This is a genomic window from Mesorhizobium sp. M0615, from assembly GCF_040320805.1.
GTDB lineage: Bacteria > Pseudomonadota > Alphaproteobacteria > Rhizobiales > Rhizobiaceae > Mesorhizobium.
On the sequence record NZ_JAMYQI010000017.1, the window covers coordinates 89,410 to 113,055 of the forward strand.

The window sequence follows — 23,646 nt, forward strand, 5'->3', positions numbered from 1 at the left end:
ACTTCTGGGCGACACGCATTAGCTTTCGTCACATTCCCGCTTTATGTTGCAGGCGCGAAAGCCCCGGGACCATCGCTTGACGAAAAGCCTCCGGGTGGCAGCCAGTGTCAAGGCACATTTGGAGCGAATCAATATGCAGTGATTTGGCCTTGATGTGACACCATGGCACTGGATAGTTTAAATCGATTAGATTATATCCTGCCGCGTCACAGCGAGCGGCGTCAAAGCGGACAGACCATGACCAGCCAGATCATTCCCGTCGAGCCTTTCGACTTCATCATTTTCGGTGGCACCGGCGACCTGTCGGAACGCAAGCTGCTGCCCTCGCTCTACCACCGCCAGCGCGACCACCAGTTTTCCGAGCCGACCCGCATCATCGGCACCTCGCGCTCCAAGATGAGCGACGAGGAATTCCAGGCTTTCGCCAAGCAGGCGATTTCCCAGCATGTTAAGCCGGCCGACATCGACGCCGAGGAACTCAAGACATTTCTTGCCCGGCTGTCCTACGTATCGGCCGACGCGACGACTGGTGCCGGCTTCGACAAGCTGAAAAAGGCGATCGGCGAAAGCGACCGCATCCGCGCTTTCTATCTGGCGGTGGCGCCGGCGCTGTTCGGCGACATCTCGCACCAGCTGAAAGCCCACAATCTCATCACGCCGAATTCACGCATCGTGCTGGAGAAGCCGATCGGCCGCGACCTCGATTCGGCGCGCAAGCTCAACGACGTGGTTGGAGACGACTTCCACGAAAGCCAGATCTTCCGCATCGACCACTATCTCGGAAAGGAGACGGTGCAGAACCTGATGGCGTTGCGCTTTGCCAACGCGCTCTATGAGCCGCTTTGGAATTCTGCCCATATCGACCATGTGCAGATCACGGTGGCCGAGACCGTCGGTCTTGAAGACCGCGTCACCTACTACGACAAGGCCGGCGCGCTGCGCGACATGGTGCAGAACCACATGCTGCAGCTGCTCTGCCTGGTTGCCATGGAGGCGCCATCGTCGATGGATGCCGATGCCGTGCGCGACGAGAAGCTGAAGGTGCTGCGGGCGCTGAAGCGCATCAACGGCAATGAGGCACCCAAGCACACCGTGCGCGGGCAGTACCGCGCCGGCGCCTCTGCAGGCGGCGCGGTGAAAGGCTATGTCGAGGAACTCGGCAAAGACAGCTCCACCGAGACCTTCGTCGCCATCAAGGCCGAGATCGGCAATTGGCGCTGGGCCGGCGTGCCGTTCTATCTCCGGACCGGCAAAAGGCTGGCGACCCGCGTTTCGGAAATCGTCATCGAGTTCAAGCCGATCCCGCATTCGATCTTCGGCGACAGCGCCGGGCCGATCTCAGCCAACCAACTGGTGATCCGGCTGCAGCCCGACGAAGGCGTCAAGCAGTTCATCATGATCAAGGATCCAGGCCCGGGCGGCATGCGGCTGCGCCAGATTCCGCTCGACATGAGCTTTGCAACATCTTTCGACGGTCGCGCGCCGGACGCCTATGAACGGCTGATCATGGATGTTATCCGCGGCAACCAGACGCTGTTCATGCGCCGCGACGAGGTCGAGGCGGCATGGAAGTGGATCGACCCGATCCAGAACGCCTGGGAAAGCGCCAGGCAGGAGGCGCAAGGCTATACGGCCGGCACATGGGGTCCCTCGGCCTCGATTGCGCTGATCGAACGCGACGGGCGGACATGGCACGAAAGCAATTGAGCGAGCCCGTCTATAACTGGAACGGCTTTGCCGGGCGCCAAGACCTGGCGGCAGCCCTTGCCGGCAATGTCGCGGCGCGCCTGACCAAGGCCATCGACGAGCGCGGCACGGCCCTGCTTGCCGTTTCCGGCGGCACCACGCCGGCAAAGTTCTTTGCAGCACTTTCGGCCATTCCGATCGCCTGGAACAAGGTGACGGTGACGCTGGTCGACGAACGGTTCGTGCCGGCCTCCTCGCCGCGCTCGAATGCGGGGCTGGTCGCGGCCAACCTGCTGCAGAACAAGGCGGCTGCCGCGCACTTCGTGCCGCTCTACCATGAGGCGGCAAGCATCGAGACCGCCGCGGCGGCCGACGATGCGGCGCTGAAGGCTCTGCCCTGGCCCCTCGATGTCGTCGTGCTCGGCATGGGCGGCGACGGCCACACCGCCTCGTTCTTTCCCGACGCCGAGAATCTCGGCGATTTGCTCGACCCGGCCTCATCAAGGATCGTGCTGCCGGTTCACGCGGCAAGCGCCGGCGAACCCCGGTTGACGCTGCCGCTGGCACGGATCGTCGACGCCGGCTTCATCGCGCTGCATATAGAAGGCGAGGACAAGCGCACCGCCTTCGACGGTGCGATGGGACCGGGTGCGAAAAAGCCCATCCGCAAAGTGCTCGAAGCGGCACCCACCCCGGTAGAGGTGTTCTGGGCACCCTGATTTCACGCAAAGCAGTCCCGGCAGACGGTGGAGGACGTTCTTCCGGGGCTCGAAAGGACCGACCATGACAGCCAGACGCGACATCGAAGCCATCACGGAACGCATCCGCCAACGCTCGAAAGCCGGCCGCGAGCGCTATCTCGGCCGCATCGCCGAGGCCTCCAGCCGCACCGCCAACCGCAGCGTCCTGTCTTGCGGCAACCTCGCGCATGGCTTTGCCGTCTGCAGCCCGTCTGAAAAGCTGGCGCTCGGCGCCGACAAGGTGCCGAACCTCGGCATCATCACCTCCTACAATGACATGCTGTCGGCGCATCAGCCCTTCGAAACCTTCCCGGCGCTGATCAAGGAAGCCGCGAAGGAAGTTGGCGGCATCGCGCAAGTGGCCGGCGGCGTGCCCGCCATGTGCGACGGCGTGACCCAGGGACAGCCCGGCATGGAGCTGTCGCTGTTTTCGCGCGACGTCATCGCCATGTCGGCGGCGATCGGCCTGTCGCACAACATGTTCGACGCCGCCGTCTATCTCGGCGTCTGCGACAAGATCGTGCCGGGGCTGGTGATTGCAGCCCTCACCTTCGGCCATCTGCCGGCGGTGTTCGTGCCGGCCGGGCCGATGACGACGGGCCTGCCCAATGACGAGAAGGCCAAGGTTCGCCAGCTCTATGCCGAGGGCAAGGCCGGACGCGCAGAACTGCTCGAAGCGGAGTCCAAATCCTATCACGGGCCGGGCACCTGCACCTTCTATGGCACCGCCAATTCCAACCAGATGCTGATGGAGATCATGGGCCTGCATACGCCCGGCGCGTCCTTCGTCAATCCAGGCACGCCGCTGCGCGACGCGCTGACGCGCGAGGCGACCAGGCGAGCCCTGGCGATCACCGCGCTCGGCAACGCCTACACGCCGGTAGGCCGCATGATCGACGAGCGCTCTTTCGTCAATGGCGTCGTCGGCCTGCACGCCACCGGCGGCTCTACCAACCACACCATCCATCTCATCGCCATGGCCGCGGCGGCCGGCATCACGCTTACCTGGCAGGACATTTCCGACCTGTCGGAAGCGGTGCCGCTTCTCGCGCGCGTCTATCCGAACGGGCTTGCCGACGTGAACCATTTCCACGCCGCCGGCGGGCTTGGCTTCCTGATCCGCGAATTGCTCGACGAAGGCATCCTGCATGAGGATGTGCAGACGGTATGGGGCGAAGGCCTGAGGCCCTATGCGGTCGAGGCCCGGCTCGGCGAAGATGGCGGCGTCGTGCGTGAAGCCTCGCCGCTGCAGAGCGGCGACGAGAAGGTGCTGGCGCCGTTCAAGAAAGCCTTCCAGCCGACCGGCGGCCTGAAGGTGCTCGCCGGCAATCTCGGCCACGCCGTCATCAAGACGTCCGCCGTGAAGCCGGAACGCCGCGTCATCGAGGCGCCGGCCAAGGTGTTCGACAGCCAGCAGGGACTGAACGAAGCCTTCAAGGCCGGCACGCTGACCGGCGACTTCATCGCCGTCATCCGCTTCCAGGGCCCGAAGGCAAACGGCATGCCGGAACTGCACAAGCTGACCACCGTGCTCGGCATCCTGCAGGATCGTGGCCAGCGCGTCGCGCTGGTCACGGACGGGCGCATGTCTGGCGCTTCCGGCAAGGTGCCGGCGGCGATCCATGTAACGCCGGAAGCGGTCGAGGAAGGGCCGATCGCCAGGATCCATGACGGCGACATCATCCGGCTCGACGCCGATGCCGGCACGCTGGAAGTGCTGGTGCCGGGGCCCGAGCTCGCGCTGCGCCGCACGGCCGACATCGATCTCATCGGCAACGAGTTCGGTTTCGGCCGCGAGCTGTTCGCTGGTTTCCGCCAGTTGGTCGGCCGCGCCGACCACGGCGCCAGTGCTTTCGGCACGGCTTGAGGCATCATTGCCTATTTTGTAAAAAGGGCGGCTCGAGCTCGGTTTGAGGCCGCCCTTTGGTGAGGGATGGATGGCGATTACGGCTGAACCGTAATCTCGCTCCGTTCGCCGGCCTTGACCGTCACCGGCATTTCCTTGTCATGGCCTTGATCGGGCATGTGGCGGAGGACGACATAGTCGCCGGCCGAGATAGTCTGCTGCCAGGTGTCGCCATAGTTCAGGCCGAGCGCCTTGCGGTTGCCCTGGATATCCTTCTTCGACGACAGCACCTCGATCGAATAGGCGCCCGGCGCCGACATCACCAGCACGCCCGCATCCAGCGTCACCTTGACGTCCTGATTGTCGCCAACCTTGACGCTGAAAGGCTGCTCGACGGTTGCGAGCTCAAGCGAGGTGACCGCGACATAGTCGTCCGGCGGCAGCCAGAACTTGCTGTCGGGCCCATAGGAGTGGGCGACATCGTCACGCGAGCCGTCGATCTTTTTCTTGGCCTTGACGATCTGGACGCTGATGCCCGAGGAGTCGGCCTTGTCGCCACCTGCAGTGTAGTAGGCGTTGACGGCGGCATGGCCGACGCCGACGACTATGTCTTTTTCCACAGTCTGCCCGGCGGCGAGCTGGATGGTCTCGGTCACCGAGCCGCTGCCGATCGCAACCGTCACCTTCTGCTCACCAGCCGGCACGATGATCCTGATGTCGCCATAGTGGGTGGTGCTGCCGCCCGGGAAGGCGAAGTCGACATGGGCTTCGTCACTGATCTCGGCGCCCTGGCTTGGCTTCGGATGGATGAGCATGGTGCCGGCGTTCAAGGTGAAGAGCGGCTTGTAGACCTGGCCCGCCTCGATCTTGACCTTCTGTTCCGCCCGAGCTTCGTCGGCGCGCGCGACGACGACATAGTCGCCCGGCTCGAGATTGGCCTCGTAGTTGTTGTACTGGGTGGTGACGGCCTCGCCGCGCGTGCCATCGGCCTTGGCCTTGTAGACCTCCCAGGCATTGCCGTCGGTGATCGGATCGCCGCCTTCCGCCATGACCACGCTCGGGATGAAATTGAATTCGGGCTTTGCCGGTTCAGGGGCAGGCGCCGGAGCGGGTTCGGGTGCCGGCGCCGGAGCCGGCGCGGCGACGGTTTCGACCAGTGCTTCCTGCAGCGCCTTCTCGTCCGAGGCCTGGATATATTTGCCGCCGGTGTTGTCGGCAAGGCAGGCGATCTGCTTGCCCTCGTCAGCGGTCAGGCCGAAGCCGACGACGTCGACGGTGAAATCGACGCCTGAGGCCTCCAGTTCCTTGCCCAGCGCGCACGGGTCACCTTCGCAGGTTTCAAGCCCATCGGTGATGAGAACCACGGTCGCCTTGTCCTCGGTGTATTTCAGAGCTTCGGCCGCCTGCTTGACGGCTGCGGTCAGCGGCGTCTTGCCGAGGAATTTCATGCTGTCGGCAGCGGCCGAAATGGCGCTAGCCGAGCCGGCTTGCGGCGGCACGATCAGCTCGATGTCGTCGCAGCTGCCCTTTTCGCGGTGGCCATAGGCCATTAAGCCGATCTCGTCGTCGCCCGGGACCGACTGCAGTACGGTCCTCAGCGATTCGCGCGCGATCTCGAGCTTCGGCTTGCCGTCGATCTGGGCCCACATCGAGCCTGAAGCGTCAAGAATGATGATAACCTTATTGGCGGCAAAGCCGAGCGAAGTCATCGACAAAAGGAGCAGCGCCGCAGCGACGCTCCGCAAAAGTCCCGCCATCGAAATCTCCTTGAGGCCGCCCTCTGATCCGCGCCGGAAGCTATTTGACAGCGCGTCCGGACACAAGCCTGGAGCGGGTTACTAGATCATGATGAGATTTGGATGAAATCTCATCATGATCTAACCCTTTGTTGGAGCACGATCTTTTCCAAAAACCGGCACCCACTTTTTGGGATCATGCTTCTAACGGTTGCAGTGTAACAGGATCGGCGCCGGCAGAGCTGGTAACACGAAATCAGTAGGTGGTGCGCCGCTCTTCGGAAGGCGGACGGCCAAACTGCAGCCGATAGCTCTGCGCGAAATAGGAGTGCGAGGTAAAGCCGGTGGCAATGGCCACGTCGAGGATCGGCATGTTGGTCTGGCGCAGCAGTTCGCGCGCCCGCTCAAGCCTGAGCCGCATGTAGTAACGACCGGGCGTGACGCTCAAATGGCGCAGGAACAAGCGCTCGACCTGGCGCACCGACAGGCCCGCCGATTTAGCAAGCTGCACGGCTGATAGCGGCTCGTCGAGATGGTCGGCCATCAGTTCGACGATGCGCCTTAGCTTCTCCGACTTGCCGGTCAGGTCGCGCTCCGGCCCGACGCGCTGGCGGTCGCCGGCGGAGCGGATGCGCTCATGCTGGAACTGGTTGGCAACGCCGTTGGCGAGGTTCGAGCCGAAGTCGCCACGCACGATCTCCAGCATCAGGTCGATCGAGGTGGTGCCGCCGGCGCAGGTGTAGCGCTTGCGGTCGATCTCGAAGACGTTGCCGGTGCAATTGATGTCGGGAAAGCGCTCGACGAAGCCGGCGCGGTTTTCCCAATGGATGGTGCAGCGATAGCCTTCGAGCTGACCGGCTTCGGCCAGGAGGTAAGAGCCCACCGACAGCGCGCCTAGCGCATTGCCGCGCCGGCCCCAGCTGCGCAGCGCCGCCAGCACCTTGCTCTTGCCGGGGAACTCGACCGACAGGCCCACCGACACGAACAGGATATCGACCGGCGGCAAATCGGCGACGGCATAGTCGATCTTGAGCGGCAGGCCATTGGAGGCCATGACGGGATCGCCGTCGGCCGAGACCGTGGTCCAACCATAGAAATCGCGGCCGAGCAGGCGGTTGGCCGAGCGGAAGGTATCGATCGCCGCTGCCAACGAAAACATCGAAAACTTGTCGACCAGCAGGAACGCGAATTGCCGGCCCCCTTGAACGGGATCATCCGGCCGTTCAGAGGGTATAGTAAGGTTCGGCAAAGAAGCTGCTTTCTGGGTCAGAAGGAAGGCCGCTTCAAGCCGGCCGCAAGGTAGGCTGAGGCTAACGTATTGGCCATCAGCATGGCAATGGTCATCGGTCCGACACCGCCGGGCACGGGGGTGATGGCGCCGGCGGCCTTGGCCGCTTCGGCATAGGCTACATCGCCGACGAGGCGGGTTTTGCCTTCGCCTTTCTCGGGTGCGGCAATGCGGTTAATCCCGACATCGATCACGGTGGCGCCGGGTTTGACCCAGTCGCCCTTGATCATTTCGGGCCGGCCGACGGCGGCAACCAGAATGTCGGCTGTGCGGGCCAGCGCCGGCAGATCCTTGGTGCGGCTGTGGGCAATGGTGACGGTGCAGTTGGCGGCAAGCAACAGATTTGCCATCGGCTTGCCGACGATGTTGGAGCGGCCGACGACGACCGCGTTGAGGCCGGAAAGATCCTTGCCGCGCACGCGTTCGATCAAAAGCATGGAGCCAGCCGGCGTGCAGGGCACGAAGGCTGTTTCGAGTTCGCCGGTGCCGAGCTTGCCGACATTGATGAAATGAAAGCCGTCGACATCCTTTTGTGGCGCGATGGCCTGGATGATCTTGCCGGCATCGATATGGGCGGGAAGCGGCAGCTGCACCAGAATGCCGTTGATGGCCGGATCGGCGTTGAGTTCGCCGATGATCTTCAGCAGTGCCGCTTCGGACGTGTCGGCCGGCAGTGTGTGCTGCAGCGAATGAAAGCCGCATTCCTTGGCGGTGCGCGACTTCGACGCGACATAGACCTGGCTTGCCGGATCCTCGCCGACGATGACCACCGCCAAGCCGGGCTGGGCCTTTCCCTTGGCGACCAGGTCCTCGGTCAAGGCCTTGACCTTCTGAACCACGTCTGCGGCGACGATCTTTCCGTCAATCACTTCGGCCATGAACCATCCTCGACATCATTCCAGCCAAGGCGCGGCGCGCGCCTTGAACGTTGCTTCGTGCATGTCGTTGTTCCAAACGTTCCGCCCATTCGGGTAAAGCCCGACGGCAGCGTTTTTTGGGCGCCATGCTGCGCGGCATTGTCACGAAATTTGGCCTAAGCAATCCCGTCAAAGCGCCGTCACATGCCGTAAACTCGAAACCGGCAGCTTTTATTCTGTGCTGACGGGCTCAGAGCGACTCATCCTTTCACGGAAAGGCTGAACCGCTCTATTTCTTGTTTTGACGCAATTCCCAAGGGAAAGCGCGCTACGCGCTTTTCCCGGGAAAACCGTTTCACACTTTTCCTGGAATTGCTCAGAAATAGCGGCGGTGCGAACGGCTTTCGGTGAGTTCGCGCACCGCTTCGCGAAATTCGCGCAGGCTGGCGCGGATATCGTCGATTTGCGCCTGCTGGTCTTCCGGCGCCGCCCCAGCGGGCTGCGGAGAAGACCACGGCCCGGACGCCGCGGGCATCGGCTGAGCCTGCGAATAGGCATAGTCAGCCGGCTGACGAGGCTGCGCGTAGCCAGGCTGCTGCGCAGGGGAATTGGCGTGCGGAACCTCGTTCCGGAAGTCCGGCTGGCGATAGCCCACAGGCTCCTGCACCGGCCTTGTATATTCGGCGGCTGGTTGGGCGCGGTAGGTCTCGACGGGTTCGCCTGACGTCCCGCTACCCGGCGCGGCTTTGCGCATCGCCGAGAACAGTCCGTCGAACAGACCTGGGCTCCGGGCGGGAGCGGCCGCGGTCGGCAACACCGGAGGTGCTGCCGGTGGCGGCGCCACAGGCAGCGGCGCGCGATAGACCTTGTCCTCGACCGGAGGGGGGCGCTCGTCCATTCTGCCGCGCGAACGCGAATTGGCAGCGCCGCGCAGGCTGGCAAAGGCGCCGCGCATGGCGCCGACACCGATGCCCGAAGCAAGCCCGAGCAGCAGGCCGGCCATCGCTATTACAGCCCGCGACGGTCCGTTGGGTTCGAGCGGCGGTTGCGCGGGGGTCATCAGATTGATGTTGGTGGTGTTGATGTTTTGCTGTTCGCCGGTCTCCTTGGCGCGCAGAAGGTACTGTTCGTAGACGGAGCGTTTGGCCGTGGCGTCACGCTCCAGTTCGCGCAGGCTGACCAGATCGCTGTTGACGTCGCCGCTCTGGACCTTTGCCTGAGCCAGGCGGGAAGCGAGATCCTGCTCAAGCTGAACCGAGCGCTTCAAATCGACCTGCAGCGACGAGGCGATGCGGCGCAGTTCGCCTGCGATGCGCTCGCGCGAGCCGTCGAGCTGGGCGTTGAGCGCCTGGTATTCGGGATGACGCGGTCCCAGACGCACGGCGGCGCGGTCGGCCTCCTGCTTCAAAACTGCATATTGCGCGCGCAGTTCGCTCATCGTGTTGGAATTGATTTCTTCCGGCAAGGTGCCGTTGATGACCGAATTGACGTCCAGCGAACGCGCCGACGCGGCCCGGGCATTGAGTTCCAGCGTACGGGCCCGGGTGACTGAGAGCTGCTCGTTGAGCTTCAGCATCTGGTCGTCGCTGATCAGATGGCCCTGCGCGTCGACGAGATCATGCGTGGCCCTGAAATCCTCGACCTTGCGCTCCGCTGTCTCGACATTCTTGCGCAGGTCATCGAGCTTGGCCGTCAGCTGGTCCGTCGCGCGCCCGGCCATCCCGAACTGGTATTGGGCCGCCTCCTGCTGGAAAACGTCCCTGGTCGTATTGGCTATCTTCGCCGATTTGTCGGCGCTTTGAGTGGTGGCGCTGATGGAAACGACAAAGCTCTTGCCGCTGCGCTCAACCGACAGGCTCTTGGCCAGATTGCCGACCGCCAGCGCCTGGCGGCGCACTTCACCGCCGCCGCCAGGGCCATCCTGGCGCGACAGTATCGAGCGAATGAGCGACAGGACGCCAAGGCCGCCAGAGCCCTGTCCGTTGAATTCCGGATCGTCGACGAGATTGAGATCGGCCACGACCTTGTCGAGGACCTTGCCGGATGTCACCATCTTGATGCGGGTTTCGACAACAGCCAGCGCCGCATCGGGCTGCCCGACCGGTTGGGTGAGATCGTTGTCGGAAAGCTTCAGGTCGCCTGGCTCGATGACCATCTGTGTGGTGGCTTCGTATTTCTTCGGTGTCGAAACGGCGACGGCGACGCCGAGCACCGTCCCCAATATCGTCGTCGAGACGATCAGCAACTTGGAACGAGTAATGCCGCGGACGACCTGGAGCGGATCGATCAGCGGCTTCCATTCCTGCCCGTCATCGTCGTCGCGGTCCGGTTGCTGCTCGTGGAAAGAGCGGGGCTCATAGGCCGCGCGGGAGCTAGGCTCCTGACGCCGGCCGGAAACAGGCTCCTCACGCGCGCTGGCGGCCGAAACGGGTTCGCCGTCGGCCTGGAACTGCGGCGGCTCGGGCGGTGACGTTGGCGCCGGATTCGACCGCGCCTCGCGTTGCGAGCGGGCTATGCGGTGACGCGTGGCGGCATCCTCGCGCCATGACGGATCGGCCCGGTCACCGATGGAGACCGCCGACGCATCCGCCGCCTCATCGCCGCGCACGGCTTTGCCGAGCGCCAGGAGGGAGCGCTCGCGCCTCCAGTCTTCACGGTTTTCCCTGTCGACCATTGTTTCGAAACTTTACCTTCGACGGCGCGGGAGCGGCGGTCGGCCAATCGTTAAGTCACGCTAAACAGGCATGGGAAACAAAAGGTTAATTTCCGAAGTCTGCAAGTGAAAGTTTCTCGCTTCGCCACGCATTGCCGGGATCTGTAAAATGGCGTCAGAACCGCACGTTAAGCTTTGCGGCTTACGGCTTTCCTCGATATGACGCAGGCCAGCGACATACCGCAAAGGCGGACACTCGCCCGCATCGGCACCTTCCTTGCCGAAAGACGGGGGCTGGTTCGCGACTATCTTTCAGCCATCAGCGGCGCCGGCGGGCGGCTGGTGTTCTCGCTTGCCTATTTCATCGCACTTGCCAACACGCTGTCGATTGCCGAGTTCGGCATGTTCGCCACCGCCTCGGCGGCCGGCGTCATGCTGTCGCGCATCCTCGCTTTCGGCTTCATCTCGGCGCTTTACCGCACAGCCACCATCCGCCCCAATCTGATCGGCACCTTCACCGCCGGCTTCCTTTTGCTTGGCGCCGTGTCCTTACCACTGCTGGCGGCGGCCTCCTGGGGCGTCTACCTGATCTTCTTCGCCAGCACCGTGCCTCTGGCCGTCTTTGCCGCAATCGTCTTTGCCGAAGCGCTTTTGTGGCGGCCGGTCGAGGTGGTGCTGATCGTCAACAACGGGCTCGGCAAATTCGGCCGCGCCGCGGTGCTGTCGATCGTGACCACGGCGTTCCGTGCGCTGGGCGCCGTGCTGTTCATGCTGTCAGGGCAGCACAGCGTCTGGATCTGGTCATTGTTCTACATCGGCGCCAACGCCGCCTCGCTGCTGCTGGCCTTCGGCTTCTATTATCCACGCCAGCGGCTGAGGCTGCGCACCGAGCTCTATCTCAGGCGGCTTGCCGATTCGATCTATGTTGCCGGCGCCGAAGTGCTGTTCTACCTGCAGTCGGAATTCGACAAGCTGCTCGTCCTGGCGATCGGCGGGCCGCATCTGGCCGGCATCTATGCCATTATCATGCGGCTGGTCGACCTGACGGCAATACCGATCCGCACCTTCTCGATGATGCTGGTGCAGAAGATGATGCGGTCGCCGGAGCTGTTGTCGCGACTGCGGGTCAAGAGCGGTATCGAAGCCGGCGTGTTCCTGGTATCGACATTGGCGCTGGCCGCACTCGGCATCGTGCTGCATTTCTTCCCCAATGCACTTGGCCGGAATATCGCCGAGGCGGCGCCCTTGGTGGCATTGGCAATCGGCGTGCCGGGACTGCGCAACCTGGTCGAATACCAGGCCGAGCTGCTGTTCGCGCGCGGCCAGACCGCACTCAGGGCGCTCAACCTCGGCCTGCTGGCGGGGCTGAAGGCGGTGCTGTTGACCTATGTGCTGACCACGATTGCCGACACGCCCAGGCTTGTCGTATCGCTCAACGTCGTCTTCCTGCTGCTCTATCTCGCCTCGGCGCTGCTGACCTATTCGGCGCTGCGCAAGCCCGCCAAGGCAATCTAAGCCAATCCGATCAGGCGGCGGATGCGGCCGATATCGGTGCCGATGAAGGATTGCATGCCGATCGCCACCTGCCCCGGTGCCATAGCGGCGACGAAGCTGCGGAATTCGTCATCCGACAGCGCCTCCCCGGTCCAATGCACGCGGCAGAATTCCTCCGAGCCGTGGAAATGGCCGGCGCTCCCCAGCACATCGTCGACATAGCGGCCATAGATCATGCATTCGGAGAACCGGCGCACTGAAGCGATGACCTCGACCCAGCCGCGCGCGTGCACCTTCTCGATCTCGGCGCACATCGCCGTCACGGTCTGACGGCGCCAGGCGATCAGCGTCGAAATATAGTCGTGGTTCGAAACCTCGGATGCATCGATACCAATCGCCGAGGCCGCATTGCGCGACCAGATGCGATGCTCGTCGTGACCGTCGCTCGACAGCACGCCGTCGCGCCGGAACAGCCGCACCTTGCCGTCGCGCCAGAAGGCGCTCAGATCGAATGGCTTGAGGAAGGCGACGTCGGAATCGCAGAAGACCAGCACGTCTTCTCCAGCATGCGCAGCGATGGCGATGCGGCGCAGCTGCTGCACATGCCAGCCGCGCAGCGGCTGGGTCTTGAAACTGAGCCAGATGCGACGGCGAAAGAGGCTCATCGGATCGTCGAACACACGCAGCCAGCGCGGCAGCAGGTCGCGCTCGTCGACAACGCTGCGGCGGTCGTTTTCCAACTGGCGAAACAGCGCCACGTCGCGGTGCTCGACCAGAATGTAATGATGCGCCACGCCGGAGACATGGCGGTCGAGGGTCTCGCACAACAGGCGGCAGCGTTCGAAATCCGGCGCATAGCTGGCGGTCACCACCGCCGCCGTCGGAGTTTGCGGCAGGGCACCGGTCTCGGCTGCAGGGCTCGGCACGACGCGGCTGTTCACCGCAACTCTCCAGCGGGCTCGGGCCGACGCGAGAATTTCTGCCTGACGACACGCAGCAGGAACACCGGATTGCCGACGACGTAGCGGCGCCACAGCCGGCCGGGCTCGATGCACAGACGGAACAACCATTCGAGCCTCAGCTGGCGCATCCACAGAGGCGCCCGCGGCACCGTGCCGGAGAGAAAATCGAGCAGCGCGCCGACGGCGATCGGCAGCGTGCAGTGGCGGGCATCGATATGACGGGCGATCCACAATTCCTGGCGCGGCACGCCCATGGCCACAAGCAGCACGTCGGGCCGCAATGCCTCGATGCGATCGACGATCGCCTGCTCTTCGGCGGGGGAGAAATAGCCGTCATGGATGACGACGAATTCGTGCTGCACCGCCAGAGCGGCTAGCCTGACCGACGCCGCCTCGGCGTTGGCGCGGGTGGCGCCAAGCAACCCGACGGTCAGCGGCCTCGCCGATGCCTGCAGAAAGGCCGGAATGAGATCAGTGCCGTTGAGATTGTCCGGGAACGGCGCGCCGTAGAGCAGCTTTGCCGCCAGATCGACGCCAACGCCGTCAGGCAGGATGAGGAAATCGTCGAGCGCCTCGGCAAAGACCGGATCGGTAGAGGCGATGTTGGCGTTGTGAGCGTTGAGAAAACTGACCTTGGTGAAGCGCCGCTCGGCAATCAGACGAGCGAGCAGCGCGATCGCGTCATCCCAGCCGATGGCAAGGACCGAAATGCCAAGGATCGTCTTCAGCGTATCGAGCCCGAAGGCGGCGCGGGCGGTGTGCATGTTCATGCAAACACCTCCTCCCCCACCGACCCGAGCTTTTCCAGGCCGAGCCTGATGGCGGCATCCAGTGCCTTGATCTGCCGGCGGTGAAAGGCGCTGCCATCGACATCCTTGACATCGGCCGCCGCTGCCTCCAGCGCGCCGGCGAAGGCGGCCGGATCGTCGGTGACGAAGCAATTTGCCGGGCGATGATCGATGCCGCGCAGCGAACGGCTGGTGGCGACCGACGGCAGGCCGAGCTCGAAGGTTTCGATGGTCTTGAGCTGAACGCCGCTGCCCGCGGTGCTGATCAGTGGAATGACGGCGGCGCCGCGCACGAAATTCTGGGCGTCGGACACGCGGCCGACAAATTCGACACCGGGATGGGCAGAGGTGATATCCGACGGCATGTTGCCGGCGACCCTGATGCGAAAGCTCCGGCGAAGATGCGGCACGACTTTTTCCAGGAACCAGTCGAGGCCGATGCGGTTCGGCTGCCAGGTCCAAGTGCCGATCAGCGCCGCGTCGCAATCGATGCGGCGCGGCTTGACCGGCTTTGGCGCCGTGGCAGTGGTCACCAGCGGCAGCACCGCCGAGCGGTCGTCGCTGGCAACGCCGAGTGCGGCGCGGTCTTCCTCGGCCAGCGTGAAGACGAAGCGAGCACGGCGGCAGAGCCGCTCCTCCATGGTCTTGAGCAGCCTGGCCTCGCGGGTAAACAGCAGGCGCTGGAAGCGACTGTTTGCTGCCGCCGCATTCTCTTTGGCCGAACCATGTTCGACATTGTGGGCGACGAAAATCGAGGGACGGTCGGCGAACAGTTTTTCGAAGGCGCCGGCAAACTGCACGGAATTCAGGACATAACCGTCGAAGGGACCGGCGCGCTCCATCGAAGCACGGACTTCGCTGTCGGAAACCGCGCGCAGCTTCACGGAAGCGAAGGTGAGCCCTGACAGCACCGCCTTGCCAAGCCAGGCGAGCTTCTGCCGCGCCGAGGCGCTTTCCGTGCGCACGTCGACGGCGCCGAGCACGATGGTGTTTTCGGGGTCGCTGGGCGCCTTGCCCGGCCAGATGAAGCCGATGACGGTGACGCGCACGCCGGCGCGCCGCAAGGCGGCGATGATCGCAGCGTTGGCGATCTCATAGCCCGAAGCGAGAGCGCCGTCGGGCACGATCGATGTGGCGAACAGCAGATGCATCTCACCTATCCACTAGCAAAGCTGGGTGAACCCTTGATTAAATCATGCGACGCAACGGCTGAAAGGCGCGGACCGGCAGGCGCCGCTGCGAAAGGTGATTAACGAAACGTTATCGTCGCGGTGTTATCAAAAAGCCAGATTTAAAACATGCGGCTGGAGCGGATGATCCCTTTGCCATCGGACGGTTCGGTATCGATTGCGGGACGCTCTCCGGGGCTCGCCGCAGAGACGATCGAAGCCGTCGTCACGCTGCCGACCTTCAAGCGGCCGCAACTGCTGCTGGAAACGCTGGCGTCGCTGAAGGCACAGCAAACCAGCCGGCGCTTCGCCGTCATCGTCATCGAAAACGAGGCCGAGGCGCGTGAGGGCGCCCAGGCGGCCGTGCCGCTGTTCGAACGCGACGATATGAAGGGCATGGTCATCATCGCGCATGAGCGGGGCAATTGCAGTGCCTACAATGCTGGCTGGCAGACGGCGATCCTGCATTTTCCGGATTTCCGCCACCTGCTGGTCATCGACGATGACGAGATCGCCGACGCGGACTGGCTGGAGCGCATGTGCAGGACGGCGGAGACGCTTGGCGCCGACATTGTCGGTGGCCCGCAAGTGCCGGTGTTTACCGATCCTGCTCACGCCAAATGGGCCGAGCACCCGGTGTTTGCGCCGCCCTATCGCCAGACCGGGCGCGTGGCCGCACTCTATTCCTCGGGCAACCTTCTGGTCGGGCGCAATGTGCTCACCATCATGGGGCCACCCTTCCTCGACCTGCGGTTCAACTTCATGGGCGGCGGCGATTCCGACTTCCTCAGCCGCTCGGCGCAGAAAGGTTTCGTGCTTGGCTGGTGCGCCGAGGCAAAGGTGCGCGAAGGCGTTCCGGCCCGGCGCGTCGAGGCTGACTGGATCCGCGCCCGATCCTTACGCAACGGTGTAATCTCGACGCTGGTCGAAAAGAAGAAGCGCGCCGGCACGCCATTCGCCGGCGCCAAGGTGTTTGCAAAAAGCCTGGCGCTGCTGATAGCCTCGCCCGTGCGCGGCGCAATCAAATTGGCGCGGACAGGATCGCTGTCGACGGCGCTTTACCCCGTCTATGTCTCGCTCGGCCGCGTGCTTGCCGAATTCGGATACGCCAATGAGCAATACAGGCAGCCTGAGAAGAACTGACGAGCTGCTGCTGGGCGGCATCGTCACCCGCGACGGCGTGGCGACGGCGATTGCCGCGCTGTTGTTTGCCGTCGTCATCGTGTCGTTCCGGCCGTTTCAGCCGGCAGGCGCGGAACTGACCGGCGACGGCGGCGACATCGTCAACCAGCTCGGCTTCAGTTCGCTCGGCGCCATTTCGATCTTCTCACTGCTGACGTTCGCCGACCCCAAGGTGGTGCGCTCGCTGCTCAGCCCGTCCTGGATTCTGATGCTCGGCTTTTTCATGCTTTCGGTCATCAACGCGACCGACCCGTCCTCGGCCATGCGCGCGGCCTTCTTCACGCTGCTTGGCGTTTTGACGATAGCGACGGTCCTGGTGCTGCCGCGCGACGCCGACAGTTTTTCGAAAGTCATCATATTCTGCGCGATCGTCGTTATCGGCCTGTCCTATATCGGCCTCATCGTCTTTCCGCAGGAGGCCCTGCATACGGCCGATTCGCAGGAGCCCGAACATGCCGGCCTGTGGCGTGGTGTGTTCGCCCACAAGAACATTGCCGGACCAATCATGGCCTGCTTCAGCTTCGCCGGCCTCTATCTCTTCCGGCGCAGCCAGAAATTCTGGGGCGTGGCGATCTTCGGCGCGGCGATGATCTTCATGCTGCACACCGGCTCCAAGACGACGGCCGGCCTGGTGCCGTTCTCGATCCTGATCGTCGTGCTGCCGAGCCTGATCGGCATGCGGTTCGGCACGCCGGTCCTGTTTGCACTGGCGATCATTGCGACGGCCATCGGCACCTTAGGCATCGTCTTCATCCCGCCGGTGAAGGAGCTGGCGGCCACCTATTTCCCCGACCTCACCTATACCGGGCGCGCGACGCTGTGGGAGTTCTCCGGCGAGATGCTGGCGAAGAAGCCCTGGACCGGCTACGGCTATGAAAGCTTCTGGGGCACGCCGCTGCTGCTCAGCCAGGACCAGCCCTTCGACCGGGCCTGGGACATCCGGACGATCGTGCATGGCCATGACGGCTATCTCGACATTGCGGTGCTGATGGGCATCCCGGCGCTGTGCGTTGCCGTCTACACTTTCCTGATCGCGCCGCTGCGCGACTACATGCGCATCCCGCCGCGCAAGGAGAACATCTATCTCGGTGACTTCTTCATGATGGTGGTGCTGTTCACGGCGCTGAACGCGTTCCTGGAAAGCTTCTTCTTCCATCGCGGCGACCCGGTGTGGCTGTTCTTCGTGCTCGGCGTGCTTGGCTTGCAGCAAGTGTCGCTGCGGCCGATCGCGGTGCGCCGGCGACCTTGACCGGCTGGCCTGATCCAGCACCCCTTGAGGGGCTTTCCCGTCTGCCCGCTAGCGTCTAAGGAGAACCCTTGTCTCGGAGGGCTCTCAATGACGATCAGGCTTGTTCTCGCCGGTTGCGGCAATATGGGTTACGCCATGCTTGCGGGCTGGCTGAAATCCGGCAAGCTTGCCCCGCAAGCCGTGTTCGTGGTCGAGCCCAATGCCGAATTGCGCAAGCGCGCCGAGCACCTCGGTTGCAGTGTCGCCGCGGACGCGAACGGGATCCCCGCCGACGCAGAGCCCGACCTCGTCGTCATCGCCGTCAAGCCGCAGGTGATCCGCGACGTCGCCGCCGCCTACAAGCGCTTCGGCGACGGCAGGACCACCTTCGTCAGCATCGCCGCGGGCACGCCGGTCGCCACCTTCGAGCACATACTCGGCCATCTCGCGCCTGTTATCCGCTGCATGCCCAACACGCCGGCCGCGATCGGCAAGGGCATGATGGTGGTCTATTCCAACCCGCTGGTGACCGACGACATCAGGCGTTTCGTTGCCGAGCTGCTGTCGGCGAGCGGTGTGGTGACGACGATCGACGACGAAGGCCTGATGGACGCGGTGACGGCGGTTTCGGGGTCCGGTCCGGCCTACATCTTCCATTTCATCGAGGCGCTTACGGTTGCAGCCGAGAAGGCCGGGCTGCCGGTCGAGACCGCCAGGCTGCTGGCCATGCAGACCGTCTATGGCGCTGCTGCACTCGCTGCCGAAAGCGGCGAGAAGCCCGGCGTCCTGCGCCAGCAGGTGACCAGCCCCAACGGAACCACGGCAGCCGCCCTTGCCGTGCTGATGGGCGAAGACCGGCTGACGAAGCTGCTGACCGAGGCGGTGGAAGCCGCGCGGCTGCGGTCGGTGGAATTGGGGAAGTAGCCGAGGCGCTCGCGGGGCCGTATCAGCCCCACTTCATCTCACCCTTGGCGACCTTTGCGCCCAGTTCCAGGGACGAGACGTCAAGAAGATCGGGATAGCGCCGCTTCATCGCTGCAATCAGCTCGACGCTGGATTTCGCTTTTTCGGCTTCCTTATTGAAAGCTTCGAGGTAGGCGCGGGTGAATTCCACGGCCGCCAGACCGTCCGGTGCACCGGCTACCTGATGGGACGGCACCACGATGTTTGGTTTGCGGGACGCGATTTCGTTGAGCGCGGCAATCCATTTCTTGCGGTCGTCTACGGTTGGCTCGTCGGCAACCCAGACATGTACGCCGGACGAGATCAGCACGCCGCCGAACACCGCTTCAAGGCTGGGCACCCAGAGATACCGCCGGTCTTTCAGATCGGCGACGGTGACGATCTCGATCTTGTTTCCTTCGATTTCAAGTGAGGTGATATCGGATGCCTCGGGAATGACGACATCCGCCAGGACCTTCGGTCCATTGTCCTTGAGCTGCGGGCCCCAGACATCCAGCTTGGCTTGCACATTGGCTTTGATGGCCGCCACCGTCGCAGCGGCCGCGATGATCTTGGCGCCGGGGAAAGCATCCGCGACGGGACGCAGGCCAAAATAATAGTCAGGGTCGCTGCAGCTGACATAGATCGTGGTCAGGGTCTTGCCCGTCGCCTTGATCGCATCCGCGACCGCACGGCCATCGGACAGGGTAAATCCGCCGTCGAGGAGGATGGCTTCTTTTTCCCCGGTCAGCAGCACCGGCGTGCGGCGGAAACCATTCTCGTCAGCCTGAAAATGGGTCCATTCCAGCTTGGCGGCGGCCTTGGCTGCAAAAGCCAGAGGCTGAAGCATGGCAACCATGCCCGTTGCCAGAAGGGTTTTCATCGTCTCGCGTCTTGTCCAAATGGTTTGCAAGATTTCAATCTTCAATGGGGGTTCAACTGATCGAGATTGGCATCTCGGCATTGTTTGAAAAACCCGGATCAAAAAGACAGACTGTATGAATGGATCACACAATGGCAGCCGATGGTCTGCGTCGTCAGCACGAGCGCAATGATCAGGCGTGTTGCGCGACCAGGTCAACAGCCCATGGCGCGAGCGCGGCAGCATTTGGCCTGCTGGGCGGGAGCGGCTGACGAAGCTGCTGGCCGAATCGTGGAACTGGGGGAGTAGGATCAGGCCAGATCGGTGTGGGAAAAGTCTTTCCCTTTGTAGAGTAAGGGCATCCCACAGCTTTTTGCCGAGGCATATGACAGGCAGTCAGCGAGATTGAGCTGAGCCGGGTGGCCGCGGCGTTTGCCATAGTTCGAAAAAGCCTGGATCGCGAGCTTGGCATCACCGATTTCGATCGGAACCACCTCGATCTCGGCCTCACGCAGGAAGTCCTCTATCGCCTTTTCGGCGAAGAGCGGCTCCACCACCAACTTCGATGAAAGCCGGATCGCCGCTTCGAGCACGACCAGCGGAGATGTTATCCGTATCGAGGCCTGCCCGATCCGGCGGCTCCAATCGGCGGCGTCTTCCTCTCCGGCGAGGACAGCGATCACCACCGAGGTGTCGATGAACATCAGGAATGTCCCCACATCTCGTCGATCTCATCCTTAGTCAAATCCCTGCCGCCGCTTCCCGCCTTGGCCTTCAGATCGTTCGATATGGCGGCCAGCCGCTCAGCCAGCGGAACTCGTTCACGTTCGCGCTGAAGCTCGGATTCGAGCGCCTCGATCACCGCCTCGGTCATTGAAATCTTTCGCTTTTCGGCAAGCTGCCGGGCGAGGTCACGGGCGCGCGGGTCTCTGATCTGGAGATTCATCCTGGAAGCCTCCGTTCGGTGCCACTACAATATAGTGAACTTGCCATGACAAAACCAGAGAGGCTGGCCTGTCATGCAATCTCAGCCCCCGTAGAGCATCTCATCCTGCAGCTTGCGCAAAGCGAACAGCCTGGTCGTGCGGTCGGGTGTGGCGTTGTCGGTGGTGATGAGCTCGCCCTTCCTGACCGGCTTCAGCACCTTGCCGCCTTCGAGCAGGCCGACCGGCACTGCCAGATTGGCGCGCGCCTCTTCGACGGTCATGGTCCATGAGCGGTAGCAAGTCTCGCCGATGGCATCGAAGGTCTCGCCCGTGGCGAGATCGCGCTTGGCGACCGCGCAGACCTCGGCCACCGGCTTCGGCAGCGGCACCATGTCGGGGCGGCCGTAGAGCATGATACGCGCTGCCGTCAGCGGCACCTCCAGCGAGGTCAGATGGTAGGGCCGGAAGAAGCTGTAATAGGGGCCGTGGCCGATATGCAGATCGTCCATGCGCTCGACGATGCGCGGATGCGTCGCCTCGACGATGACGAAGACGCCCGGCGCCACACCCTTGCCGATCGTGTAGTCGACAACACCCTTCTTCGACAGGATGCCGCCATCGGCGCGCGGTATCAGCACCTTGGCCAGCTGGTCGCGGTCGGCCTTGGGCCCGTGCATGCCCGGCACATCGGGCACCAGCCCGGTGGCGTTGGCGATGGCGCACATCTCGACCATGGTTTTCGAGCCGTCGACGAACTCGACCAGCATGCGCGGGTTCATGTTGCGGCGAAGGGCTTCCTCGCGATAGTCATCCGGAACGGCATCGTGGTTGAGCGGGTTGTTCTTGCCCTTGCCAGCCGAGACGATGGTGTAGCCGAGCGCGGAGGCAAACTCGATCAGCTCCATGCAGCTCGACGGCTCGTCGCCGGCGCCGACCGAATAGACGACGCCGAGCCGGTCTGCCTGCTGCTTGAGGTAGCAGCCGATGGTGACGTCGGCCTCGACATTCATCATCACCAGGTGCTTGCCGTGCTCCATCGCCTTCAAGTCGAAATCGGCGGCGACACCAGGCTTGCCGGTGGCGTCGATCACGACGTCGATCAGCGGATTGGTGACCAGCATCTCGTTCGAGGTGATGGCGATTTTCCCGGCCTCGATCGCCGCGGTGACTTTCGAACCCATGTCGGCCTCGACCGCCATCGCCTCGTCGCCATAGGCGATGCGGATGGCGTCGCGCGCCGTGTGCGGACGCCGCGTCGAGATGGCGCAGATCTCGATACCGGGCATCAGCATGCCTTGCGTGACCAGGTCGGTGCCCATTTCGCCGGAGCCGATGACGCCGATGCGCACCGGGCGGCCCTCGGCGGCGCGCCTGGCGAGATCGCGGGCCAGTCCGGTCAGGGCGACGTTGGTCATGCAAGCGTGTCCACGGCTTCTTGATTGCAGGCGGGAATAGCAGGGAACGGCCCCGCTTTGCCAACGAAACCAGCGGACGGCGGCAATTTCTCCGGCAACAGGCCCGGCAGGTGAGGCCAACCCCGGTAGAGGCTGATTGACCCGCCTCGGCGTCAAACCACCCTGATATAGCTCGTCATGCCGGTTTTCTGATGTTCGATGATGTGGCAGTGCAGCAGCCAGTCGCCGGGATTGTCGGCGACGAAACCGAGCTGAACCTTCTCGTTGGGCTGCATGAGATAGGTGTCGGAGATGACCGGCTGAACCTGGCGTGTCGACGACGACAGCACCTTGAAGCTCATGCCGTGCAGATGCATCGGATGCGATTGCGGCGTCAAATTCTCCATGTCGATGACATAGCTTTTGCCGAGCTTCAGCTCGGCCAAAGGCGCGGTCGGGTCCGGCGTGTCGCCCGGCCACGGTACCTTGTTGATGGCCCAGAAGGAGTAGCCTAGCGTGCCACATATGCTGTCGCTCGGCACGTTTTCCGCCGTGGCGCTGAGCGAGAGCGCGATGTGTTTCGCGCTGGCGAGATCCACCTCCGGCACCGGGTTGGCTTCCAGCGGTGCGAGGTCGCGCAAATCGCGCTTGAGCGAGCTGCCGGTGGCGCGCAAGGTGGCGAGGACCTTGGGTTTGGTGCCTCTGATGTCGCCCAGGCTGACGATCGCGCCCTCCTGGTCAGGCATGCGGATGGCGAGCTCCATGCGCTGCCCCGGTCCGAGCAGCAAGGCATCGGGCGCAAAACGCTGCGGCACCGGATTGCCGTCGAGCGCGATGACCGCGGCCTCCGCACCCTCGACGCGAAAGGCGTAGATGCGGGTGACATCGGTGATGGCGACCCGCATCCGCACCAACCCGCCGGCCGGCGCGTCGAATTGCGGCTGGTCGAGCCAGTTGGCGGTGCGCACCGTGCCATAGGTTCCGGTTTTTGCGGCATCGCGCGGCCGGAATTGCTGGATGAACTGCGCGTCGTCGCCGAGGCGCCAGTCGCGCAGGTTGACGACGGCTTCGGCGTCGAATTTTGGATCGTTGGGGTTCTCGACCACGATCACGCCGGTGAGGCCATGGCCCATCTGCTCCAGCGTGTTGCAATGCGGGTGATACCAGAACGTGCCGGCGTCGGGCGGCGTGAAGGCGTAGTCGAAATGATCGCCGGTATGGACGTAAGGCTGAACCAGGAAGGGAACACCGTCCATCTTGTTTGGAACGCGAATGCCGTGCCAATGGATGGTCGTCGGGTCGTCGATGGCGTTGACGAGACGCGCGGCAAAGGGCTCGCCTTTTTTCATCCGCAGTACAGGCGGCATGCCTGATTCACCATACGTCAGGACATCCCGGGTCTCGCCCGCATCCATGAACCTGGCCTGGATCTTTGCCGTCTTGAGCACCACCGGCTCAGGTGTGACAGCTGCCCAACCGCTGAGCCTGGTCATTGCTGCCAGCCCGACGCCGCCACCGCCGGCAACCGCAGCCGTTTTCAGAAGCCCGCGGCGGGTGAATAGGGTCATGGAAAGCTCCGACGAAAATCCGGCTGTGTTGGCGCTCTGGATGGCGGCGGCTACCGGCGCGCTGCCGATACTGCCACATCGCCTCCCGATCATGCCATGGCGAGCCGATGACATTTGCTTGCGCACCAGCGTGAACGCTGGTGCCACCGGTTAGCCCGCCAAGGTTTGCCCGGCACGTACCCCTACCCTTAATCCCTCCCCACAAGGGGAGGGAAAGCTGCGGCGCGCGGTTGTGTGCGTCAAGTTCTGCAAAATGGGGCGGCCATGATGCTGGTCATGCGGCTTGGCGCAGAGCGAGCTTCTTGTGCTCGCGCAGGTCGTCCAT

19 protein-coding genes are annotated in these 23,646 nt (G+C 63.5%); 7 read left to right on the plus strand and 12 right to left on the minus strand.

All coding sequences use genetic code 11. The features are described from left to right. Window positions 1-237: 237 nt before the first annotated feature. The 3 genes from zwf (at window position 238) to edd (ending at window position 4,293) form a co-directional block, all read left to right on the plus strand. Entirely contained in the window at window positions 238-1,707 is a 1,470-nt protein-coding gene (gene zwf, locus NKI46_RS26275) for a glucose-6-phosphate dehydrogenase (protein WP_023669307.1), read from the plus strand. Continuing rightward, a complete protein-coding gene (gene pgl / locus NKI46_RS26280) occupies window positions 1,689-2,405 on the plus strand; it encodes a 6-phosphogluconolactonase (RefSeq protein WP_023669306.1) in 717 nt (238 codons plus the stop codon). The genes zwf and pgl overlap by 19 nt, the downstream gene beginning before the upstream one ends. A gap of 64 nt (window positions 2,406-2,469) precedes the next feature. Continuing rightward, window positions 2,470-4,293 (plus strand): phosphogluconate dehydratase, encoded by a 1,824-nt coding sequence (edd, locus tag NKI46_RS26285; RefSeq protein WP_023689335.1) that lies wholly within the window; start codon window positions 2,470-2,472, stop codon window positions 4,291-4,293. A 77-nt stretch (window positions 4,294-4,370) separates the two neighbouring features. Here the strand turns inward: edd and NKI46_RS26290 are convergent, their stop codons facing one another. The 4 genes from NKI46_RS26290 to NKI46_RS26305 form a co-directional block, all read right to left on the minus strand. Next, on the minus strand, window positions 4,371-6,029 hold the full coding sequence (locus NKI46_RS26290; RefSeq protein ID WP_352748745.1) for a vWA domain-containing protein: 1,659 nt from the start codon (window positions 6,027-6,029) through the stop codon (window positions 4,371-4,373). 235 nt (window positions 6,030-6,264) lie between these two features. Then, window positions 6,265-7,257, minus strand: a complete 993-nt coding sequence (locus tag NKI46_RS26295) for a GlxA family transcriptional regulator (RefSeq protein WP_032905230.1) — start codon at window positions 7,255-7,257, stop codon at window positions 6,265-6,267. Window positions 7,258-7,274: 17 nt separating this feature from the next. Beyond that, entirely contained in the window at window positions 7,275-8,174 is a 900-nt protein-coding gene (folD, locus tag NKI46_RS26300) for a bifunctional methylenetetrahydrofolate dehydrogenase/methenyltetrahydrofolate cyclohydrolase FolD (RefSeq protein WP_023669302.1), read from the minus strand. 355 nt (window positions 8,175-8,529) lie between these two features. Continuing rightward, window positions 8,530-10,827 (minus strand): GumC family protein, encoded by a 2,298-nt coding sequence (locus NKI46_RS26305; protein ID WP_352748749.1) that lies wholly within the window; start codon window positions 10,825-10,827, stop codon window positions 8,530-8,532. Between the two features lie 198 nt (window positions 10,828-11,025). Here NKI46_RS26305 and NKI46_RS26310 point away from each other — a divergent pair, with 198 nt between their 5' ends. Next, complete coding sequence (locus tag NKI46_RS26310) at window positions 11,026-12,321, plus strand: lipopolysaccharide biosynthesis protein (RefSeq protein ID WP_352748752.1); 1,296 nt, start codon at window positions 11,026-11,028, stop codon at window positions 12,319-12,321. Here NKI46_RS26310 and NKI46_RS26315 read toward each other — a convergent pair. From NKI46_RS26315 to NKI46_RS26325, 3 genes are read right to left on the minus strand one after another with little or no spacing between them, the layout of a single operon-like run. After that, complete coding sequence (locus tag NKI46_RS26315; protein WP_352748755.1) at window positions 12,318-13,241, minus strand: DUF6492 family protein; 924 nt, start codon at window positions 13,239-13,241, stop codon at window positions 12,318-12,320. The two genes, NKI46_RS26310 and NKI46_RS26315, sit on opposite strands and share 4 nt — an antisense overlap. Then, window positions 13,238-14,032 carry a WecB/TagA/CpsF family glycosyltransferase gene (locus NKI46_RS26320; protein WP_023669298.1) on the minus strand — a complete coding sequence of 265 codons (795 nt, stop codon included), beginning with the start codon at window positions 14,030-14,032 and terminating at the stop codon, window positions 13,238-13,240. Before NKI46_RS26320 ends, NKI46_RS26315 begins: the two co-directional genes overlap by 4 nt. Then, entirely contained in the window at window positions 14,029-15,201 is a 1,173-nt protein-coding gene (locus NKI46_RS26325; RefSeq protein WP_352748758.1) for a glycosyltransferase, read from the minus strand. The genes NKI46_RS26320 and NKI46_RS26325 overlap by 4 nt, the downstream gene beginning before the upstream one ends. Window positions 15,202-15,363: 162 nt before the next feature. Between NKI46_RS26325 and NKI46_RS26330 the strand changes: the two genes are divergently transcribed. From NKI46_RS26330 to proC, 3 genes are all read left to right on the plus strand, one after another. Next, the gene (locus NKI46_RS26330) at window positions 15,364-16,362 is read left to right on the plus strand and encodes a glycosyltransferase family 2 protein (RefSeq protein WP_023681900.1); all 999 of its coding nucleotides are present in this window, start codon (window positions 15,364-15,366) and stop codon (window positions 16,360-16,362) included. Next, window positions 16,331-17,650: an O-antigen ligase family protein gene (locus tag NKI46_RS26335; protein WP_352748762.1), complete on the plus strand. Its 1,320-nt coding sequence runs from the start codon at window positions 16,331-16,333 to the stop codon at window positions 17,648-17,650. Before NKI46_RS26330 ends, NKI46_RS26335 begins: the two co-directional genes overlap by 32 nt. An 87-nt stretch (window positions 17,651-17,737) precedes the next feature. Further along, window positions 17,738-18,553, plus strand: a complete 816-nt coding sequence (gene proC, locus NKI46_RS26340; RefSeq protein WP_023832763.1) for a pyrroline-5-carboxylate reductase — start codon at window positions 17,738-17,740, stop codon at window positions 18,551-18,553. 22 nt (window positions 18,554-18,575) lie between these two features. On the opposite strand, the gene NKI46_RS26345 is transcribed toward proC, so the two are convergent. From NKI46_RS26345 to NKI46_RS26365, 5 genes are all read right to left on the minus strand, one after another. Next, on the minus strand, window positions 18,576-19,475 hold the full coding sequence (locus tag NKI46_RS26345; RefSeq protein ID WP_023818682.1) for an MBL fold metallo-hydrolase: 900 nt from the start codon (window positions 19,473-19,475) through the stop codon (window positions 18,576-18,578). Between the two features lie 269 nt (window positions 19,476-19,744). Further along, on the minus strand, window positions 19,745-20,137 hold the full coding sequence (locus NKI46_RS26350) for a type II toxin-antitoxin system VapC family toxin (protein ID WP_352748765.1): 393 nt from the start codon (window positions 20,135-20,137) through the stop codon (window positions 19,745-19,747). Continuing rightward, window positions 20,137-20,379 (minus strand): type II toxin-antitoxin system VapB family antitoxin, encoded by a 243-nt coding sequence (locus NKI46_RS26355; protein ID WP_023669292.1) that lies wholly within the window; start codon window positions 20,377-20,379, stop codon window positions 20,137-20,139. The genes NKI46_RS26350 and NKI46_RS26355 overlap by 1 nt, the downstream gene beginning before the upstream one ends. Before the next feature lie 81 nt (window positions 20,380-20,460). Continuing rightward, window positions 20,461-21,774, minus strand: a complete 1,314-nt coding sequence (locus NKI46_RS26360) for an NAD(P)H-dependent oxidoreductase (RefSeq protein ID WP_023818683.1) — start codon at window positions 21,772-21,774, stop codon at window positions 20,461-20,463. Window positions 21,775-21,926: 152 nt separating this feature from the next. Continuing rightward, the gene (locus NKI46_RS26365) at window positions 21,927-23,321 is read right to left on the minus strand and encodes a multicopper oxidase family protein (protein ID WP_352748769.1); all 1,395 of its coding nucleotides are present in this window, start codon (window positions 23,319-23,321) and stop codon (window positions 21,927-21,929) included. Window positions 23,322-23,646: the final 325 nt, after the last annotated feature.

Coding starts and splice junctions, on each gene's coding strand:
- zwf (WP_023669307.1), top strand. CDS start 238: ATGACCAGCCAGATCATTCCCGTCGAGCCTTTCGACTTCATCATTTTC.
- pgl (WP_023669306.1), top strand. CDS start 1,689: ATGGCACGAAAGCAATTGAGCGAGCCCGTCTATAACTGGAACGGCTTT.
- edd (WP_023689335.1), top strand. CDS start 2,470: ATGACAGCCAGACGCGACATCGAAGCCATCACGGAACGCATCCGCCAA.
- NKI46_RS26290 (WP_352748745.1), bottom strand. CDS start 6,029: ATGGCGGGACTTTTGCGGAGCGTCGCTGCGGCGCTGCTCCTTTTGTCG.
- folD (WP_023669302.1), bottom strand. CDS start 8,174: ATGGCCGAAGTGATTGACGGAAAGATCGTCGCCGCAGACGTGGTTCAG.
- NKI46_RS26305 (WP_352748749.1), bottom strand. CDS start 10,827: ATGGTCGACAGGGAAAACCGTGAAGACTGGAGGCGCGAGCGCTCCCTC.
- NKI46_RS26310 (WP_352748752.1), top strand. CDS start 11,026: ATGACGCAGGCCAGCGACATACCGCAAAGGCGGACACTCGCCCGCATC.
- NKI46_RS26320 (WP_023669298.1), bottom strand. CDS start 14,032: ATGAACATGCACACCGCCCGCGCCGCCTTCGGGCTCGATACGCTGAAG.
- NKI46_RS26325 (WP_352748758.1), bottom strand. CDS start 15,201: ATGCATCTGCTGTTCGCCACATCGATCGTGCCCGACGGCGCTCTCGCT.
- NKI46_RS26330 (WP_023681900.1), top strand. CDS start 15,364: ATGATCCCTTTGCCATCGGACGGTTCGGTATCGATTGCGGGACGCTCT.
- NKI46_RS26335 (WP_352748762.1), top strand. CDS start 16,331: ATGAGCAATACAGGCAGCCTGAGAAGAACTGACGAGCTGCTGCTGGGC.
- proC (WP_023832763.1), top strand. CDS start 17,738: ATGACGATCAGGCTTGTTCTCGCCGGTTGCGGCAATATGGGTTACGCC.
- NKI46_RS26350 (WP_352748765.1), bottom strand. CDS start 20,137: ATGTTCATCGACACCTCGGTGGTGATCGCTGTCCTCGCCGGAGAGGAA.
- NKI46_RS26355 (WP_023669292.1), bottom strand. CDS start 20,379: ATGAATCTCCAGATCAGAGACCCGCGCGCCCGTGACCTCGCCCGGCAG.
- NKI46_RS26360 (WP_023818683.1), bottom strand. CDS start 21,774: ATGACCAACGTCGCCCTGACCGGACTGGCCCGCGATCTCGCCAGGCGC.
- NKI46_RS26365 (WP_352748769.1), bottom strand. CDS start 23,321: ATGACCCTATTCACCCGCCGCGGGCTTCTGAAAACGGCTGCGGTTGCC.